This window comes from Salinicola salarius (assembly GCF_003206135.1).
Classification (GTDB): Bacteria; Pseudomonadota; Gammaproteobacteria; order Pseudomonadales; family Halomonadaceae; genus Salinicola; species Salinicola salarius.
The window spans coordinates 40,907-57,695 of the sequence record NZ_PZJT01000005.1; the positions used below are offsets into that span (position 1 = coordinate 40,907).

The following is a 16,789-nucleotide window of genomic DNA, read 5'->3' on the forward strand; positions in this document are numbered from 1 at the left end:
TCCTGAGGAATTCCCCGCCTTGAGCGATGACATACCCTTGGGCCTCATGCTGGGCCTGCTGTTCATTCTGGTTTGCCTGTCAGCCTTCTTCTCCAGTTCCGAAACCAGCATGATGTCGATCAACCGCTACCGGTTGAATCACCAGGCCAATGCCGGTTCCCGCTCGGCCAGACGCGTCGTCGAGCTGCTCAAGCGCCCCGATCGCCTGCTGGGCGTGATACTGATCGGCAACAATCTGGTCAACAACCTCGCGGCCTCGATCGCCACTATCGTCGCCATCCATTTCTTCGGCGATGTGTCGGGGCCCGCCATCGCCACGCTGGCACTGACGATCGTGGTGCTGATTTTCGGCGAAGTGACCCCCAAGACCTATGCCGCCATCAAGCCCGACCGCATCGCCCTACCCGCCTCGCTGATCCTTGCGCCATTGCTGAGACTTTTCTATCCCGTGGTCTGGCTGGTCAACGTCATCTCCAACGGGCTTCTGCGCCTCATCGGCGTTCGCCACCTCGATGCCGGTGCCGACAGCCTCACCCGTGACGAGCTGCGCAGTGTGGTTCACGAGGCGGGGCCGATGATCCCCAGCCGTCACCAGGCGATGCTGCTGTCGATCCTCGATCTGGAAAACGTCACCGTCAACGACATCATGGTGCCGCGTCACGAGATCGTCGGCCTCGACCTCGACGACGACCTGGAAACGCTGCTGGCCCAGATTCGCCAGAGCCAGCACACCCGCCTGCCGATCTTCAAGGGCGACATCAACAACATCATCGGCATCCTGCACCTGCGCAACGCTTCGCGGTTTCTCTCCAAACCGGATCTCCAGAAAGCCGCGATCGTTCAGGAAGCCCGTGAACCCTACTTCATTCCGGAATCGACCCCGCTACATACGCAGTTGCTCAATTTCCAGCAGCAGAAGCGTCGGATCGGAGTGGTGGTCGACGAGTATGGCGACGTGCAGGGGCTGGCGACGCTTGAGGACATTCTGGAAGAGATCGTGGGCGAGTTCACCACCGATGTCGCCGGCACCTATCGCGATATCCACCCGCAGGCCGACGGCAGCTACGTGATCGAAGGCACGGCCAACATCCGCGAAGTCAACAAGGCACTGGGCTGGCAGTTGCCGACGGATGGCCCCAAGACCTTGAACGGCCTGATCCTCGAGGAGCTGGAATCCTTTCCCGACGCGCAGGTCTGCCTGCAGATCGGCACGAGCCGCCTGGAGATCCTTGAGATCGGCGACAACCTGATCACCTCGGCACGCTGCTGGCAGCAAGGCGTCCGGCGCCGCACTACCGAGTAGCCCCCCGAATAGCCCCGAATAGACCGGGGCTCACGGTGCGCCGACTTCCCACGCGGCGTTGGCGGCGATGCCCCGCCAGGGAGTGATTTCCTGCGCTAGATCGGGCCGCCCAGCCTCCTGGCCAGGCTCTGATCGGCAGCGCGCTTGAGCCCGCGAACGCGCCGCTCCAGGGTTCGGCGCGGCGAATAGCCCGCCGGTATCGGCTCGCCGAAGACCAGCAGGACCCGCGCCCGCAAACGGCGCGGCCATTTGGTCAGCGCCTTGCCATCCTTGTTGGAGGTCCAGGATCCCCACAGGCCCGACAGCGCCGCCGGTACCACCGGCACCGGGTCTCGCGCCAGCACCAGGTCCAGCCCTCGCCGGAAAGCCTGCACCTCGCCATCCGGCGTCAGCCGCCCTTCCGGGAAGATCATCACTACCTCGCCGTTGCGCAGTGCCCGGCTGACCTCTTCCAGCGCACGCCGCACGCCGCCCGGATCGCGCCGGTCGGAGTCCACCGGAATCGCCCCGGCAATCCGAAAGAACCAGTTGATCCAGGGATTCTCGTAGATCGGCCGATCCATCATGAAGCGCAGCGGACGAGGGCAGGCGCCGCCGAGTACCAGCGCATCCATGAAGCTGACATGGTTGCAGACCACCAGCGCCGGGCCAGTGGCCGGCACATGATGACGGCCGCGACAGCGAAGCCGATAGAGCACCTGGACCAGGGCGAAGATCAACAGCCGCAGCGCCGGTCTCGGGTTGCGCATCAGCAGCGCGACGCCGACCAGCAGAGCGGCCCAGCCGAGACAGGCGAACAGCACGAAGAGCGACAGCTTCATCACGCTGAGCACCAGGATCCCGAACACGGCGGAGAGGATCATGAACAGCGCGTTGAGAATATTGTTGGCGGCGATCATGCGCGCCCTTCGCTCTTCGCGACTGGCCAGCTGCATCAGGGTGTAGAGCGGTACGCTATAGAGACCGCCGCCCAGCCCCACCAGCGCCAGCAGCGTGCTCATCTGCCAGAACTCGGTCATTGCCAGCAGTTCACCCAGCGCCAGCTGTTCACCGGCCAAGCCCGATTGCGATGCCAGCTCGATGCCCGAGACCCCGATGACCAACGCCCCGAGCGGCACCAGCCCCAGTTCCAGGCGGCCTGCCGACAACCGCGAGCAGAGCAGCGCGCCGAGCCCGACACCGACCGCGAAAGCCCCCAGCAGAAAGCTGACCGCCCCTTCGCTGCCGTGGACCACGTCACGCACCCAGGCGGGCAGTTGGGTGAGATAACAGGCCCCGAGAAACCAGAAGAAGCTGATACCGATCAGCGCGGGGCGCACGCGCTTTTCACTCAGGCCATCCCGCATCACCTGCCAGGTGCCCGAAAACGGACGCCACGGCACACGGCCAGCCACGCTCGGTGGCGCCTCGGGAATGCCCAGGCTGGCGACGACGCCGATCAGCGCGATGACGATCAGGCTGGCCGCGATCGCCGCCCGCTCCAGGGCGCCGTCCAGCGAAGCCAGCACGCCGGCCAGCAGCGTTCCCAGCAGGATCGACACGAAGGTGCCCAGATTGACCCAGGCATTGCCCTTGACCAGTTCGGTGGCAGCGAGATGTTGCGGCAAGATGGCGTACTTGACCGGTCCGAACAGCGCAGACTGCGTGCCCATCATGAACAGCAGCGCCAGCAGCAGGCCAAAGAGTTCGAACCAGACCGCCACCGCCGCCGCGATCATCGTCGCAAGCTCCAGCAGCTTGAGACGGCGCACCAGCCGCTGCTTGTCGAGGTGGTCGGCGAGCGTGCCGCCCCAGGCGGAGAACAGAAAGAAAGGCAGGATGAACAGCCCCGCTGCCAGATTGTTGAGCAACCCCGTATCCCAGCCGTAGCGAGGCACGGCGACGAAGGTCAACAGCAGCAGCAGAACGTTCTTGAACAGGTTGTCGTTGAACGCCCCCAGCGCCTGAGTCCAGAAGAACGGGGCAAAACGGCGTTGGGTCAGCAATCCCGAGATCACGTGGCGTCCGGCTGATAACGCAGGCCATTGAGGGTCATCGTCAGCAGCTGATCGAGCAGCTCGCCGACTTCCATCGGCTGCTCCTGCCAATAGCCGAGACGATCGTTCAGACCCAATTGGACCAGACCGTGGACACTGCCCCAGAGGGTTCTTGCCATGCGGCGGGCACCGGCATCGTCGAGCGCCGGCTGATGCGCCTTGAGCGCGCTCTCGACACGAAGGAACAGCGCTTCGATGATATGGCTCTGGCGCTCGTCCAGCTCCCCCTCGTCCGCCAGCGGATATTCGAACAGCATCTGCCAACGGTAGGGTTCATGCTGGGCAAACTGCCAGTAGGCGGTCGCCAGCGCCTTGAGCTGCGGTTCCGGATCGGCATCCTCGAGCCAGGAGACCGCGGCCCCCATGCGATCGAGCGTCTCGATATTGACGTACTGCAGCAGGTTGCTGAAGCTGCCGTAGAGCTTGAGCAGCGTACTCGGTGCACAGCCCACATCGCGAGCCAGGGAGCGCAGCGACAGCGTATGCACGGGATTGTCTCGCAGCCAGGCATCACAGGCCGCCATGACCTGAGCATGGAGCGCCTCGGGAGCGTGCTGTCGCGGTCGAGCCATGAAGTTCCTCGCTCGGAATGGTGTCGAATCGCTGCCGATGGTCCGGGAGCCGGAAAATATTGTTGTCGACTTAAAATCGAACAGCGTTTCTCAGCATATCGCCATACCGCGCAAACGCAAGCACCTGGGGCATTAACGTAACGATTTCGTGAGAGTTTTAAGCCGATCGATTGCACCGGTCGCACCCGTTTTCGATCAATAACATCTTGGCCCTGCCCTTCCGGTGGCATAGGCTGTGGCCCTGCCGTCAGAATGCCCACGAGGAGAGACCATGGCTGGTCGACTGCATGTCGACGACTGGACACGTCATCCGCGGAGCCCCGCCTTTCGTGGCATCGACCCGCCCGTGTTCAGCCCCAACCTGGCGCCTCGCCGCTGGCTGTCGATCCTGCGCCGGGAAGCAGACGACATCGTGCTGCGCGACGCCTTCTGGGGACTCACGCCCACCTGGCTGAAGGTCCTCGATCAGGCGCCTCACTGCGCCCGCGCCGAATCCCTCGACGAGCGACCGATGTTTCGCGAAGCGCTGGCCGAGCGCCGTTGCCTGGTCCCCGTGACCGGCATCTATGTCTGGCAGGCCGGGCTACGCGGCAAGCAGCCCTTTCTGGTCACACATACCGACCGCTCGCCGCTGATGCTGGCCGGCATCTGGAGCCGCTACGCTCCGGATATCGGCACCCCGCGTGACTCGTTCGCGCTGATCACCGTGCCTACCACGGAGGTCATCGCGCCCATGAGCGACCGCCTGCCCGCCGTCATCGCGCCCTCCCGGATCGAGGACTGGCTCTCTGTGGAAACCTCGCCGACAGCCGCTCGTGACCTCATCGGGCCGGCCGACAGGGAACTGTTGGGCGCTTTTCCGGTATCAAGACAGGTGAACGATCCCGCGCACCAGGAGTGGGCCTGTGGCTATCCGGTCGGACCCATGCGGGTGTGGACGGCCTGAAGCCAAGCCACGCTCCGTCTCGGCGTTCACGATCGAACCATTCACCGTCGAGCTCCGTTCATCCTCGAGCCGATTCATTACCAAGTCGATTCATTACCGAGCCGATTCATCATCACCGAGAGAATCCGTATGCAGGAACCCCATTCACGAGCTTCATCGCATCGCGCTCATGCCGTTGGCAGCGCAATATCCCGGCGCTCCGGGCTCCGCGCCTGGTTCGCTGCCGGCTACCTGACCCTCGGTCTGGCACTGACATTCAGCTCGCTGCCCAGCGAAGCCATCGCCGCCGCCAAACCTGTCTCGCCGGATCCCGTCCAGCCGATCCAGGGCTCCCTGAACCAGAGCTCCCCGACCCAAAACCCTCTGACCCAAAGTCCTCTGATCCAAAGCCCTAATGACGACCGCCAGTATCGTGCCATCACGCTGGATAACGGCCTACAGGTGCTACTGGTCAGCGACCCCGATGCCGACAAGGCCGCAGCGGCGATGGATGTCTCGGTTGGCAGCGACAACGACCCGTCGGACATGCCCGGCCTGGCGCACTTCCTCGAGCACATGCTGTTTCTGGGCACCGAGGGCTATCCCGATCCCGACGGCTACCAGCGCTTCATCAACCGCAACGGCGGATCTCACAACGCCTTCACCGCGGACCAGGACACCAACTACTTCTTCGATGTCGATCCCGAGGCCTTTCCCGAGGCGCTGGACCGTTTCTCGCAGTTCTTCGTCTCTCCGCAGTTCAATCCGGAGTACGTCGACCGCGAACGCCATGCAGTGAACTCCGAGTACCAGGCGCGGCGAGAAGATGACGCCCGCCGCATCAACGAAGCGCTGGGCAAGGCGCTCAATCCCGATCATCCGATCAACCACTTCTCCGTCGGCAGTCTGGATACGCTCAACAGCGAAAAACGTCCGCTGCGCCAGGCGCTGCTCGACTTCTATCACCGCCATTACGGCGCCAACGTGATGCATCTGGCCGTGCTTGCGCCGGAGCCCCTGGACACCCTGGAGCAGCAGGTGCGCCAGCGCTTCGACGCCGTACCCGATCGCGACCTGAAAAAGCCGGTCGTCGAACAGCCGCTGGCAAGAGACGGCGACCTGCCGGCGTCGCTGCGCATCAAGACCAACGAAGCCCGGCGCCAGCTGGTGTTCCTGTTTCCCGTCGACGATCCGATCCTCGAATATGCCGACAAGCCCGACGACTACCTCGCCAACCTGCTCGGCCACGAAGGCGAAGGCAGCCTGCTGGCCGCCCTGCGTCAGGCCGGCTGGGCCGACGGCCTGTCTGCCGGCACGAGCCATGGCGATGGTCGGAACGCGCTGTTCGACATCTCGATCAGCCTGACCCCGAAGGGCGAAAACCACCTCGACGACATCCAGGCGAGCCTGTTCGAGCAGATCCGGCGGATCCGCGATCACGGCGTCAACGCCTGGCGTTACGAGGAACAGGCCAGACTGGCCGAGCAGAGCTTCCGCTTTCAGCAGCGCAGCGAACCGATCGCCACCGTCAGCGGCATGGCGATGAGCCTCGCCCATTATCCGCTCAAGGATGTGCAGTACTCGCCCTACCGCATGGATCAGTTCGACGCGGCGGCGATCAATGACATCCTCGAACGGCTGACTCCCGACAACCTGCTGCGGGTCTACAGCGGCCCGGACGTCGCGGGGGAAAAGACGACCGAGTACTTCTCGACCCCCTACACCCTGACGCGCCGCGACGACTGGCCTCGCGGGACGCCTCTCGAAGGACTGGCGCTTCCCGAGGCCAACCCCTACATCGCCGAAGACCTGAGCGTACAGCCGTTCGATAGCGCCGAACCGGCGCGCCTCGTCGACTCCCCCAGCGTCGAGATCTGGCATCAGGCCGACAGCGACTTTGGCGCCCCGCGCGTCGAATGGCGCTTCAGCCTGCAGAACCCCGATGCCACGCGGGATGCCCGCCATGCCGTACTGACACGGCTGCTGGCCGGCTGGTTGAACGATGGTCTCAACGAGCGCTTCTACCCCGCCTCGCTGACCGGCCAGAACTTCACCGCCTACGCCCACGGTCGCGGCATCACGCTCGCCTTCTCCGGCTGGCGCGATCATCAGGATCGCCTGATGCAGACGGTCGTCGAGCAACTGCGGCAGGGCGAGATCACCGATGCCAGCATCGCCCGAGTCAAGCAGGGGCTGGAACGCAGCTGGGAGAACGCGCCACAGGACGCCCTCTATCAGCAGATGCAGCGCACCCTGGGCGAGGCTCTGATGCGGCCGCAGGTCAGCACCCCCAACATGCTGGCGGCGATCGGTGACATCGATGCCCAGGACGTGCGCGACTATCGCCGGCAATTCCTCGACGAGCTCTACGTGCAGGCTCTGGCGGTGGGCAATCTCGACGCCACCCTTGCCAGACGCGAGGGGCTGCTGGTCGCCAACGCCCTGTCGCCCAGGCTTCGCGCCAGCGACATTCCGCCGTTGCGCGTGCTCGACGTCCCGGCAGATGCGCCGGCCCTGCATCCGTCGACGACACGGGACGACGCCGCAGTCCTGCGCTATCTCCAGGGCCCCAATCGCGCGCTGCAGAGCCAGGCCAGCCTGGCCGTGATCGGGCAACTGATCGGCCCGCCGTTCTTTGCCAAACTGCGCACCGACGAACAGCTCGGCTATGTCGTCAGCGCCGGTTACGCGCCCTTCATGAATGCCCCGGGCCTGATGATGCTGGTGCAGTCGCCCAGCGTTTCCAGCGAGACCATCGGACAGCGCATGAACGCCTTCCTGAAGACGTTCGATCAGCGCATAGCCGCCCTGAGCGATGCCGATCTGGCGCCCTATCGCCAGGCCGTGCGCCAGCAACTGCTGCAGCGCGACCAGTCACTTTCGGCACGTGCCGATCGGCTGTGGCAGACGCTGGCCTACCCCCAGGCCGACTTCGATCGTCGGGAGCAACTGGCAGCCCAGGTCGACGAGCTGAGCGCAGCGGATGTCCGCAGCGCCTGGCAGACGCTGCGCCAGAGCCCGGCGCTCAATGTCACCTCCGATGCCGGCGACCAGCCCAGCGATGTCGATGCTCTGACTCGCGACTACGCGACGCTGGCGCGATAACGGCAGCGGCGCACCCGAAGACATTACCCTCCAACGCAAGCCGCCCCGGACGCATCGTCCGGGGCGGCTGTCTGTTTTCTGGCTGTCTGTTTTCTGGCTGTCTGTTTTCTGGCTGTCTGGTTCGGGAAGTCGGCTTTCGTCACCCGCTCGTCGCTCGTCGCTCGTCGCTCAATAAGCGTCGAACGCCTGTTCCGGCATGATCGACTCGACGTACATCACCAGCTCTTCGAGCACCTGACGTTCGCGGTCTTCCAGCGGCGTCTGGTTGAGGCGTTCGATCTCGCGGGCGAAATCCTTGAGCGTCATTCCGCCACTATTGGCGTCGTTCATGCGCGCCCAGCGGAAGGCGTCCCACTGCGCCTTTTCCTCGCTGTCGAGCGTGTCGGGATAGCTGCGCGCACGCATCCGGAACAGCATCTCCTCGAGCCGCGGGTCCTGGAAGGCAAACCCCGTCGTGCCCAGCTCGTCGGGCGGTGTCGCGTGCACGCGTTCCATCGCCTGCCGGTCGTGCGGCGAAAAGAAGCCGCCAGAGTAGAGCATCAGGTCGGGATCCTGCGGCGGATCGGCCGGCGAGTCGGCAAAGGCCAGTGCTGCCTTGCTGGCGGACTCCGGATTCTGCACCAGCGCCTGCCAGTGTCGCTCGCACAAGGCACGGTCGAGCCCCAGACGCTTGGCGACGGCATCATTGGCCGTGGCGATCGGCAGCAGCACCGGGCTGCGATTGAGATGGACCACTTTCAGCGGAATCCGCGTTTCGCCCTCGGCCAGTTCGCTTTCGCTGACGAAGATGCGTGACCGGATCTCCTCGGGCGTCAGCGAGAACAGCGGCGCCGGGTCGACGGCCAGGTCGTAGACGATGATCCCGTTGGGGTTCGAAGGGTGCGCAGCCAGCGGCACGACCAGCGCGCTGCAGCCGCGACTGGCGGGATAACGCCGCGAGATATGCAGCATCGGCTTGCGGGCATCGACATCGAGCAACTCGGCCACTCGACGCTTCTGACGCAACGACAGCAGGTAATCGAAGAACTTGGCATTCCGGGCGCGCAAAAGCCGAGCCATGCCGATCGTGGCGCGCACGTCCGCCAGCGCGTCGTGGGCTCCTTCATGCGGGATACCGTTGGCTGCCGTCAGGTGCTCGAGCTTGAAGCTCGGGGCGCCATCGTCGCGCTTCGGCCATTCGATGCCCTCGGGGCGCACGGCGTAGAAGGCGCGCACGGCATCGATCAGATCCCAGCGGGAATTGCCGTTCTGCCACTCTCGAACGTAGGGGTCGAACAGGTTGCGGTAGAACAGATGGCGGCTGACTTCGTCATCGAAGCGCAGGCTGTTGTAGCCCAGCGAACAGGTGCCCGGCACGCTCATTTCCGCCTGGATGCACGCGGCGAACTCTGCCTCCGGCACGCCACGACGCAGCGCGGCCTGGGGCGTGATGCCGGTAATCAGACAGGCATGGGGGTTGGGCAGGTCGTCGTCCGCCGGGCGGGCGTACAGGGTCAGCGGCTCGCCGATTTCGTTGAAGTCGGCATCGGTACGAATCGCGGCGAACTGGGAAGCCCGGTGCCGACGCGGATCGGCACCGAAGGTTTCGTAGTCGTGCCAGAGAAATGTGAGCTCTGCCTGGGGCCGGGAATTCCTGCTGTTGCCCCTTCCACTCGTGGCCATTCCGCTCTCCGCCTGCGCAAAAGGCCAAGCCTAGCATAGCCGGCAGCACGACTCATGTGTCGCTGGCCGTGGCGCTGACCGCTTCAGGTCTTGGCCGCTTCAGGTCTTGGCCGCTTATCAGGTCTTGGCCGCTTCGCTTTCGTTGGGCAGTGTCACGTTGAGTTCGAGCACCGAGCAGTCGTTGTCGCTGTCGAGGCTGATATTGATGGCATCCTGGTCGACCTTGACGTACCGCCGAATGACCTCGAGCAGCTCCTGCTCCAGCATCGGCATGTAGTCGGGCTGGCCCCGATGCCCGCGTTGATGGGCAACGATGATCTGCAACCGCTCCTTGGCAACGGATGCGGATTTCTTGCGTTCACCCTTGAGAAAATCGAGTAGCCTCACCGGCGGCCTCCTCCTCCGAACATGCGTGCGATCAGGCCGCGCTTCTGCACCGATTGAAAACGCAGCGGCACGTCTTCGCCCATCAGGCGCGATACGGTATCGACATACGCTTGTCCAGCGTCGCTCTTGTCGTCATGGATGACCGGCACCCCCTGGTTGGAGGCGCGTAACACGGCTTCCGATTCAGGAATCAGGCCGACCAGGTCGATCGCCAGTATTTCCCGAATGTCTTCCAGATTGAGCATGTCCCCGTCATCGACCCGGCTCGGGTTGTAGCGGGTTACCAGCAGGTGTTCCTTGATCGGGTCACGGTTCTGTTCGGCGCGACGCGACTTGGACGACAGCAATCCGAGAATACGGTCCGAGTCCCGCACCGAGGAGACCTCGGGATTGGTCACGACGATGGCCTCGTCGGCGAAGTAGAGGGCCAGTTGGGCGCCACGTTCGATACCGGCGGGAGAGTCGCAGATGATGTAATCGAACTCCTCGGAGAGATCCATCAGGACCTTCTCGACACCTTCCAGCGTCAGCGCATCCTTGTCGCGCGTCTGGGACGCGGGAAGGATGTGCAGGTTCTCCGAGCGCTTGTCGCGGATCATGGCCTGCTTGAGTCCGGCCTCGCCCTGGATGACGTTGACCAGGTCATAGACGACCCGGCGCTCGCACCCCATGATCAAGTCCAGATTCCGCAGCCCCACGTCGAAGTCGATGACGACGGTCTTGTTACCGCGAAGGGCCAACCCCGTGGCAATGGCTGCCGCACTGGTCGTCTTGCCGACGCCACCTTTACCGGACGTTACAACGATGATCTTGGCCAAGATGAACTTCCTGTTACCCGATAACTGTTGATCATTCTCGCGCCATTCAGGTCAGCGCCGAGATCCTTAACTGGTCTTCCTTGAGCTGCACTTGCACCGAACATCCCAGCATCTTGGGGTCGATATCCTCAAGACGCTTGTAGGTTCCTGCCACGGAAAGCAACTCGGCCTTCAGATCGTGACAGAAGATACCGGCTTCGCGATCGCCATGAATACCAGCCAGCGCCCGTCCGCGTAGTGGCCCATAGACATGCACACTGCCTGCGGCCAGCACCTCGGCACCGGGATTGACGGCGCCGATCACGACCAGATCGCCTTCCGAGGCGGAAACCTGCTGGCCCGAACGCACCGTACCGCGATAAATACGCCCCCCAGCCTGTATCGATACCTCCGGCGGCGGCACCGGCAGCTCCGCTTCGATCGGTGCCTCGACGGGCCGGGGCTCGACCCCACGCGGACGATTCTCCTGCGGCGGGAACCACCCTAGCCCCAGCGCCCATGCCGACTGCTTGACCGGATCCGATCCGCCGCGTACGGCCACTGGCAGCAACTTGTGCGCGCGACACACGGCACAGATGCGCTCGAGGGCAAGGTGCGGCTCGTCGACCTGCTCGACACTCAGCACCACCGGCGTATGCTGAAAGAAGGCCGGTGCCTGACTCACCTTCCCGGCCAGTTGTGCGCGGATACGCTCAGGGTCGCCACTGGCCAACTCCATGACTGTCATCGGCAGCATGCCGCCTTTGAATGTAAAGGCAGTGTCTGCCCGATCCCTGTTGAGACTCATGACCGAACTCCGCAGCGGGGGAATGGGGTTAAGCTAGGCGAGGGCGGACATCGCTGCAACCGATCATAAGGCCCCTCAGACCTTTTGTCAGGTGTCGCCACGAACCGACGCAACCCGCGAATCGGGCTTTCATCACCGACGAATCGGGCTTTTACCGCTGGCCTTCAAATGGTTAGATAGACAGTTGCCGTCGGCGCCGCGCATTTGCGGGGTCGATCTCTGCCAGCCCCGTCGTTTTCAGGATGCCACACCGGCCATGCCAGGACTCTTTCAACGTCTGTTTTCCCCTCGCTGGCGGCACAAGGATCCCGCTGTCCGCGCCCAAGCCGCCTCTCAACTGAGCTCGGACGAGCTCGATACGCTTCGTCAGCTCGCCCAGGACGATTCCCCCCAGGTCCGCCAGGCGGCACTGGCGCGGGTACAGGATCTCGATCCGCTGCTCCAGTGGCATCGCCAGTCGCCGAGCGAAGAGTCGTTCCAGCGTCTCGTCGACCTTCTCGGCGGGCGCGTTTCGCCCAGCCCCGATCTCAATACGCGGCTGGCAAAGATCGAGCAGCTCGAGGATCTGGCACTGATCGACGCCCTGATCGGCCAGAGTGACAACCAGTCCCTGCGTCTGGCCGCGCTGGCTCGCATCGACGACGAAGCGCGCCTGATTCACCACGCCAGCGAGAACAGCATCACCGCCGTGCGCCACGCCGCCGCGGAACGTGTCACCTCCCCCGACGGCCTGGCGCAACTGGCCAAGCAGGCACGCCGGGACAAGCAGGTGGCCCGCCTGGCGCGTGAACGACTGGCGCGCCTGCGTGCCGACGCCGAACAGCAGAGCCGCGAAGCAGCGGAGCGCGAGCAGCTGCTGGCAACCCTGGAAGCCCAGGCCAACCGCCCCTGGGAGCCGACCTTCGAGGCGCGCCTGAAGCACTGGGTCAAACAATGGGACGCGTTGACCAGCAACGCAGACCCAACCCAGCACGCCCGCTTCGATGCCGCGGTGACTCGCTGCCGCCAGCGCATCGCCGAACACGAGCATCAGCATCGCGAGCTCGAACGCGTCCAGCGCGAAAAGTCCGAGGCGCAATCGACGCGCGAAGGCATCCTCGATGCCCTGAACCAGGCACTGAACATCGTCGCTGAAACCGAACGACTGACCCCGGAGGTCATGCAGGCGCTGCAAGGCAAGTGGCGGCTGCAGGAAGAGCGGTGGCAGGAGGTCTCGGATCGCTACGGGGTCAGCGAGTCCTTCCAGCAGCGGTACGCGGCGCTCGACCAGCAGGCCCAGACCATCTGGCAGGCTTGGGAGCGGCTGCAGGCCGAAGCCCCCGCCCTGCGCGAAGCGCTCGATAAAGACGAGCCGCTGGCGCCGGTCCTCGAGCGCCTGGCATGGCCGCGCACGCTGCCGCCGACCGAGCTGGTGCTCGATGCCCAGCGCCAGGCAGCAGCCAGCAGGCGACAGCAAGACACAGCAGCCGCCGCCAAGATCGAAAACCATTGGTCGGACGCAGAGATCGGCGCACAGCTCGAGGCTCTGTCCGAGGAGCTCGACCAGGGCCGTTACCGCCCGGCCTCGCAGCTGCATCGCCGTCTGCGCCAGCACCTGGATTCCAGCGGGCAGTCGTTGTCGCCGGCCCAGGAGCAGGCCTACAAGCAGCAGACCGCCCGCCTGGCCGAATTGAAGGACTGGCGCGGTTTCGCCGCCGCGCCCAAGCGCGAAGCCCTGCTGGCGAACATCGAAGCGCTGGTCGAGGCCCGCGAGCAGCCGGATGCAGAGCGTCATCGTCGGCATCAGCAACTGATTCGCGACTGGCGCCAGCTTGGCGACGCTGCAGCGACCCGCGAGCTGGCCCAGCGCTTCCGCGCCGCCTCCGACGCCCTCCATGAACAGCTGGCCGAATGGGAGGCCGAGCTCGAATCGCGGGAGCAGGACAACCTCGCGGCCCGGCAGGCACTTTGCGAACAGCTCGAAGCGCTGCTGGCCCACCCTTCCGAGGATGCCGACCCGGATGGCCTGCGCCGGATTCGCGATGCCGCCCAGGAACAGTGGGATCGACACTGGCCGGTTCCGCGGCGGCAGGCCGCCTCGACCGGTCGGCATTACGCCCGCCTGCGTCGCCAGCTGCAGTCGCTGATCGACGAGCGCGCCGGTGATGTCGCGGACCACAAGCGCGAACTGGTCGAACAGGCCCGACAACTGGCGGAAGATACCGCGCCCGCCGCGCAGCGTGCCGAGCAGGCCAAGTCGCTGCAACAGCGCTGGCGCGAGCTGGGCCGAGCGCCGAAAGGCATCGAACAGACGCTGTGGCGCCAGTTCCGCAACCACTGCGACACCATTTTTGCGGCCCGCGACACCGTGCGTGGCGAACAGCAGGCACGACAGCAGCAGCGCTTCGATGACATGCAGGCACTGATCGACCGCCTGGACGCCTGGCAGCCCGCGTCCGCCGGAGAGCGCCATGTTCTCGAGTCGGCGCTGACAGAAGCGCAACGCCTGGTGCCCCTGCCCCGCAGCCGGCGCAGCGAGGGTATGGAAAAGCGCTGGCAAGGTATCGTTCACGCGCGGGAAGTCACGCTGGATCGGCTTGCGCTGGTGGAAGAAGCGAAGCAGTGGCCCGACTACCGAGCGTGGATGCGTCAGGCCGACGGCGAAGCGCTCGATATGGCCCGGCTCGACAGCGACGTACGACGAGCGCTCGAAGCCCGCGAGACTCAGCGCCAAGCGTCGTCACCGCAGCAGGCCGAAGAGCATCTGCAGCGCTGCCTGGTCCAATTGGCACTGCTGGCCGGCGACGCCATCCCCGAAGCGCTGGAACCGCTGCGCCTCGAGGTTCAGGTCGCGCGGCTCAACGACGGTCTGGGCCGGCCGCCCACGCCGCCCGAGGAGCTGCATCAGACGCTATTGCGGCTGTTGTCGGTTGCCCCGCTTACGACCGAGACCTGGGAGCGCTACGAGCCCGCTTTCGATAGCGTGATGACGCATTTGAGCCAGACAGGACATCATCACAGCGACGACAGTATTGACATCGTCTAATCCATACGTATAATACGCCTCAAGTTGATGCGGGGTGGAGCAGTCTGGTAGCTCGTCGGGCTCATAACCCGAAGGTCATCGGTTCAAATCCGGTCCCCGCTACCAAATTATTTGACCGGTGCCTTCCCCAGGCGCCGGTTTTTTTTGGTCCCTATTTTTTCCGTCAAACGCTATCCGCTTTTCTCTTTTCTTTATCCGTTTCTCTCACGACCCGTTTTGCGTTATCCATTACCCACGTGCGTGTAGATACCGGTTCCGCCACATTATGCATATGGGTTATCCCGGATATCTGGGTCCTGTTTCGCTTTATCGCCAGATCCTCACGGAATCTCCTGCTCCACCTCTCTTTCCCCGTGGCTACCGGTCGGTTGCGCCATGCCGACCCGGCCGATGCCGGGCAGCTTGAGTGCGGGAGACTGCCAGTCGACTCCGACGGTCAGTCCCAGCACGTCGAGTTCGAATCCTTCGTCCCAGGCCAGCATGACGCCGAACAGACCGCCCAGCGACAGTTGATAGCCGGTCTGCGTCGGCGTCCTGGCGACGAACTCTCCTGGCAGGTAGTTCTTGCCGATCGCATTGGGCGGGAAGTCCACCGAGAGCTCCGGTACCTGTCGCACCACCCAGGCGATGAACGTATTGCTGTTGGGGCCGGGCCAGATACCGTAACGGTCGGGAAACGGATAGTCGGGCACGACGCGCTCGATCCCGCTGATCGCCCGCGTGGCCTTGTCGCCCCGGAGTTCGGCCAGCAGCGTCGGCGAATTGCCATACCATTGGCGATCCGGCTGCGCATAGCTGGTCTCCACCGTGGGCCGACGCCAGCTCACCACCTGATAGACGCGATAACGGCTGGCATCTTCGGCCTTGGTCGCGATCCAGGTGTGCACGCCGAACGCCCCGCGCCACTCGAAGGTGCGCGCCGCATAGACCTGAACGACTGCTTCGCGCACCTCCGCCGGATCCGGCGCCAATCCACTGGAAGAACGATCCGCATCCTGCCAGTTGGCGGACATCGGCACCTGCTGGGAAGCGAGCATGTAGGCAGGCCCCAGCAGCAGTACGATAATCAGCGTGATGGCGGCCAGCACGAACTTGAACGTGCGAGTCAGCATGCGGGACAGGTTCATCGGCAGAGAATTCCGGCGTTCTGGTCGGGAGACGGGTTGAATCGGCGTACGATGGCCCACATAACACTCATCAATCTCGAATCGAACATCAAGGGTTTTCACATGGCTATCGTCGATCCCCGCACCGGACAACCGCTGACCGGCCCGGAAGAAAGCAGCCAGAATGGCGCCGGTAACAACGTTGCCCCGGAGGACGTCATCGTCGACGTCACGCTGGAGAACTTCCAGCAGGTCGTGCTCGAGGGCTCGATGCAGCATCCGGTACTGCTGCAGAGCTGGGCTTCCTGGTGCGAGCCGTGCAAGAACCTGAAGCCGGTACTGGAGAAGCTGGCGCAGGAATACGCTGGCGCCTTCGTGCTGGCGCGGCTCGATATCGAAGCCTTCCCGCAGATCGCCTCGCAGCTCGGGGTGCGTTCGGTGCCGGACGTCAAGCTGATCTCCCAGGGCCAGCTCTACGACCAGTTCCAGGGCGCGTTGCCGGAAAAGCAGGTGCGCGAGTGGCTGGGCAAGTATCTCGAGGCACCGGCGAACGCCTCCCAGAGCCCGGAAGAGATGGCCGAGGCGGCGCTGGCCTCCGGCGATACCGAGACCGCCGAGGCGATCTATCAGGAACTGATCCAGCAGTACCCGGAGCACTACGACTACCAGATCGAGCTGGCCGGGGTGCGGGTCGCTGCCGGCCAGACCGCTGACGCCAAACAGATCCTCGACAACCTGCCGCCGGAACACCGCGATGCGGCCAAGGCACGCGGCGTGCGGGCACGCATCGAGTTCGGCGAGGAAGCCTTGAGCCAGGCCGATATCGACGCCCTGGGCGAGCGTGACGACAGCGAAGCGCAGTATCAGCGCGCCATGCGTCAGATCGCCGATGGCCAGTACGAGGCCGGACTCGAAGCGCTACTGGCCGTCATGAAGCGCGATCGCGCCTACGGCGAGGATGCGGCGCGCAAGACGCTGCTGCGGGTATTCGATGCGCTGGGCGCCGAACACCCGCTGACCGTCACCTACCGCCGTCGTCTGTTCGCCATGCTCTACTGATAGA

Annotated in this window: 12 protein-coding genes and 1 tRNA gene; 6 read left to right on the forward strand and 7 right to left on the reverse strand. The window is 64.4% G+C overall.

All coding sequences use genetic code 11. The features are described 5' to 3' along the window. Positions 1–19: 19 nt before the first annotated feature. Positions 20–1,303, forward strand: coding sequence for an HlyC/CorC family transporter (locus DOM32_RS05540; RefSeq protein WP_110632041.1), 1,284 nt, complete (start codon positions 20–22; stop codon positions 1,301–1,303). 95 nt (positions 1,304–1,398) lie between these two features. Here the strand turns inward: DOM32_RS05540 and DOM32_RS05545 are convergent, their stop codons facing one another. Beyond that, on the reverse strand, positions 1,399–3,300 hold the full coding sequence (locus DOM32_RS05545; RefSeq protein WP_071231748.1) for an MFS transporter: 1,902 nt from the start codon (positions 3,298–3,300) through the stop codon (positions 1,399–1,401). Beyond that, positions 3,297–3,911 carry a TetR/AcrR family transcriptional regulator gene (locus DOM32_RS05550; RefSeq protein WP_071231747.1) on the reverse strand — a complete coding sequence of 205 codons (615 nt, stop codon included), beginning with the start codon at positions 3,909–3,911 and terminating at the stop codon, positions 3,297–3,299. Before DOM32_RS05550 ends, DOM32_RS05545 begins: the two co-directional genes overlap by 4 nt. A 271-nt stretch (positions 3,912–4,182) precedes the next feature. Between DOM32_RS05550 and DOM32_RS05555 the strand changes: the two genes are divergently transcribed. Together DOM32_RS05555 and DOM32_RS05560 are read left to right on the forward strand one after the other, a co-directional pair. Next, a complete protein-coding gene (locus DOM32_RS05555; RefSeq protein WP_110632045.1) occupies positions 4,183–4,857 on the forward strand; it encodes an SOS response-associated peptidase in 675 nt (224 codons plus the stop codon). 129 nt (positions 4,858–4,986) lie between these two features. Then, positions 4,987–7,941 (forward strand): insulinase family protein, encoded by a 2,955-nt coding sequence (locus DOM32_RS05560; RefSeq protein WP_110632048.1) that lies wholly within the window; start codon positions 4,987–4,989, stop codon positions 7,939–7,941. Between the two features lie 168 nt (positions 7,942–8,109). Here the strand turns inward: DOM32_RS05560 and sbcB are convergent, their stop codons facing one another. The 4 genes from sbcB to minC all read right to left on the reverse strand — a co-directional run bounded on the left by sbcB (position 8,110) and on the right by minC (position 11,595). Further along, positions 8,110–9,603 (reverse strand): exodeoxyribonuclease I, encoded by a 1,494-nt coding sequence (gene sbcB, locus DOM32_RS05565; protein WP_110632052.1) that lies wholly within the window; start codon positions 9,601–9,603, stop codon positions 8,110–8,112. A 117-nt stretch (positions 9,604–9,720) separates the two neighbouring features. Next, entirely contained in the window at positions 9,721–9,990 is a 270-nt protein-coding gene (gene minE, locus DOM32_RS05570) for a cell division topological specificity factor MinE (RefSeq protein ID WP_071231744.1), read from the reverse strand. After that, positions 9,987–10,808 carry a septum site-determining protein MinD gene (gene minD / locus DOM32_RS05575; RefSeq protein ID WP_087717577.1) on the reverse strand — a complete coding sequence of 274 codons (822 nt, stop codon included), beginning with the start codon at positions 10,806–10,808 and terminating at the stop codon, positions 9,987–9,989. The genes minE and minD overlap by 4 nt, the downstream gene beginning before the upstream one ends. Positions 10,809–10,854: 46 nt before the next feature. Next, a complete protein-coding gene (minC, locus tag DOM32_RS05580) occupies positions 10,855–11,595 on the reverse strand; it encodes a septum site-determining protein MinC (RefSeq protein WP_071231742.1) in 741 nt (246 codons plus the stop codon). 256 nt (positions 11,596–11,851) lie between these two features. On the opposite strand from minC, the gene DOM32_RS05585 reads away from it, so the two are divergent. Beyond that, positions 11,852–14,620 carry a DUF349 domain-containing protein gene (locus tag DOM32_RS05585; protein WP_110632054.1) on the forward strand — a complete coding sequence of 923 codons (2,769 nt, stop codon included), beginning with the start codon at positions 11,852–11,854 and terminating at the stop codon, positions 14,618–14,620. A gap of 28 nt (positions 14,621–14,648) precedes the next feature. Beyond that, positions 14,649–14,725: transfer RNA gene (locus DOM32_RS05590), tRNA-Met, on the forward strand. A 215-nt stretch (positions 14,726–14,940) separates the two neighbouring features. Here DOM32_RS05590 and DOM32_RS05595 read toward each other — a convergent pair. Beyond that, positions 14,941–15,732, reverse strand: a complete 792-nt coding sequence (locus DOM32_RS05595; RefSeq protein WP_110632399.1) for a DUF3750 domain-containing protein — start codon at positions 15,730–15,732, stop codon at positions 14,941–14,943. A gap of 117 nt (positions 15,733–15,849) precedes the next feature. Here DOM32_RS05595 and DOM32_RS05600 point away from each other — a divergent pair, with 117 nt between their 5' ends. Next, the gene (locus DOM32_RS05600; protein ID WP_167400649.1) at positions 15,850–16,785 is read left to right on the forward strand and encodes a tetratricopeptide repeat protein; all 936 of its coding nucleotides are present in this window, start codon (positions 15,850–15,852) and stop codon (positions 16,783–16,785) included. Positions 16,786–16,789 lie beyond the last annotated feature (4 nt).

Excerpts from the sequence above, each read along its gene's own strand:
- DOM32_RS05550 (WP_071231747.1), bottom strand. The coding sequence starts at position 3,911 with ATGGCTCGACCGCGACAGCACGCTCCCGAGGCGCTCCATGCTCAGGTC.
- DOM32_RS05555 (WP_110632045.1), top strand. The coding sequence starts at position 4,183 with ATGGCTGGTCGACTGCATGTCGACGACTGGACACGTCATCCGCGGAGC.
- DOM32_RS05560 (WP_110632048.1), top strand. The coding sequence starts at position 4,987 with ATGCAGGAACCCCATTCACGAGCTTCATCGCATCGCGCTCATGCCGTT.
- sbcB (WP_110632052.1), bottom strand. The coding sequence starts at position 9,603 with ATGGCCACGAGTGGAAGGGGCAACAGCAGGAATTCCCGGCCCCAGGCA.
- minC (WP_071231742.1), bottom strand. The coding sequence starts at position 11,595 with ATGAGTCTCAACAGGGATCGGGCAGACACTGCCTTTACATTCAAAGGC.
- DOM32_RS05585 (WP_110632054.1), top strand. The coding sequence starts at position 11,852 with ATGCCAGGACTCTTTCAACGTCTGTTTTCCCCTCGCTGGCGGCACAAG.
- DOM32_RS05595 (WP_110632399.1), bottom strand. The coding sequence starts at position 15,732 with ATGCTGACTCGCACGTTCAAGTTCGTGCTGGCCGCCATCACGCTGATT.
- DOM32_RS05600 (WP_167400649.1), top strand. The coding sequence starts at position 15,850 with ATGGCTATCGTCGATCCCCGCACCGGACAACCGCTGACCGGCCCGGAA.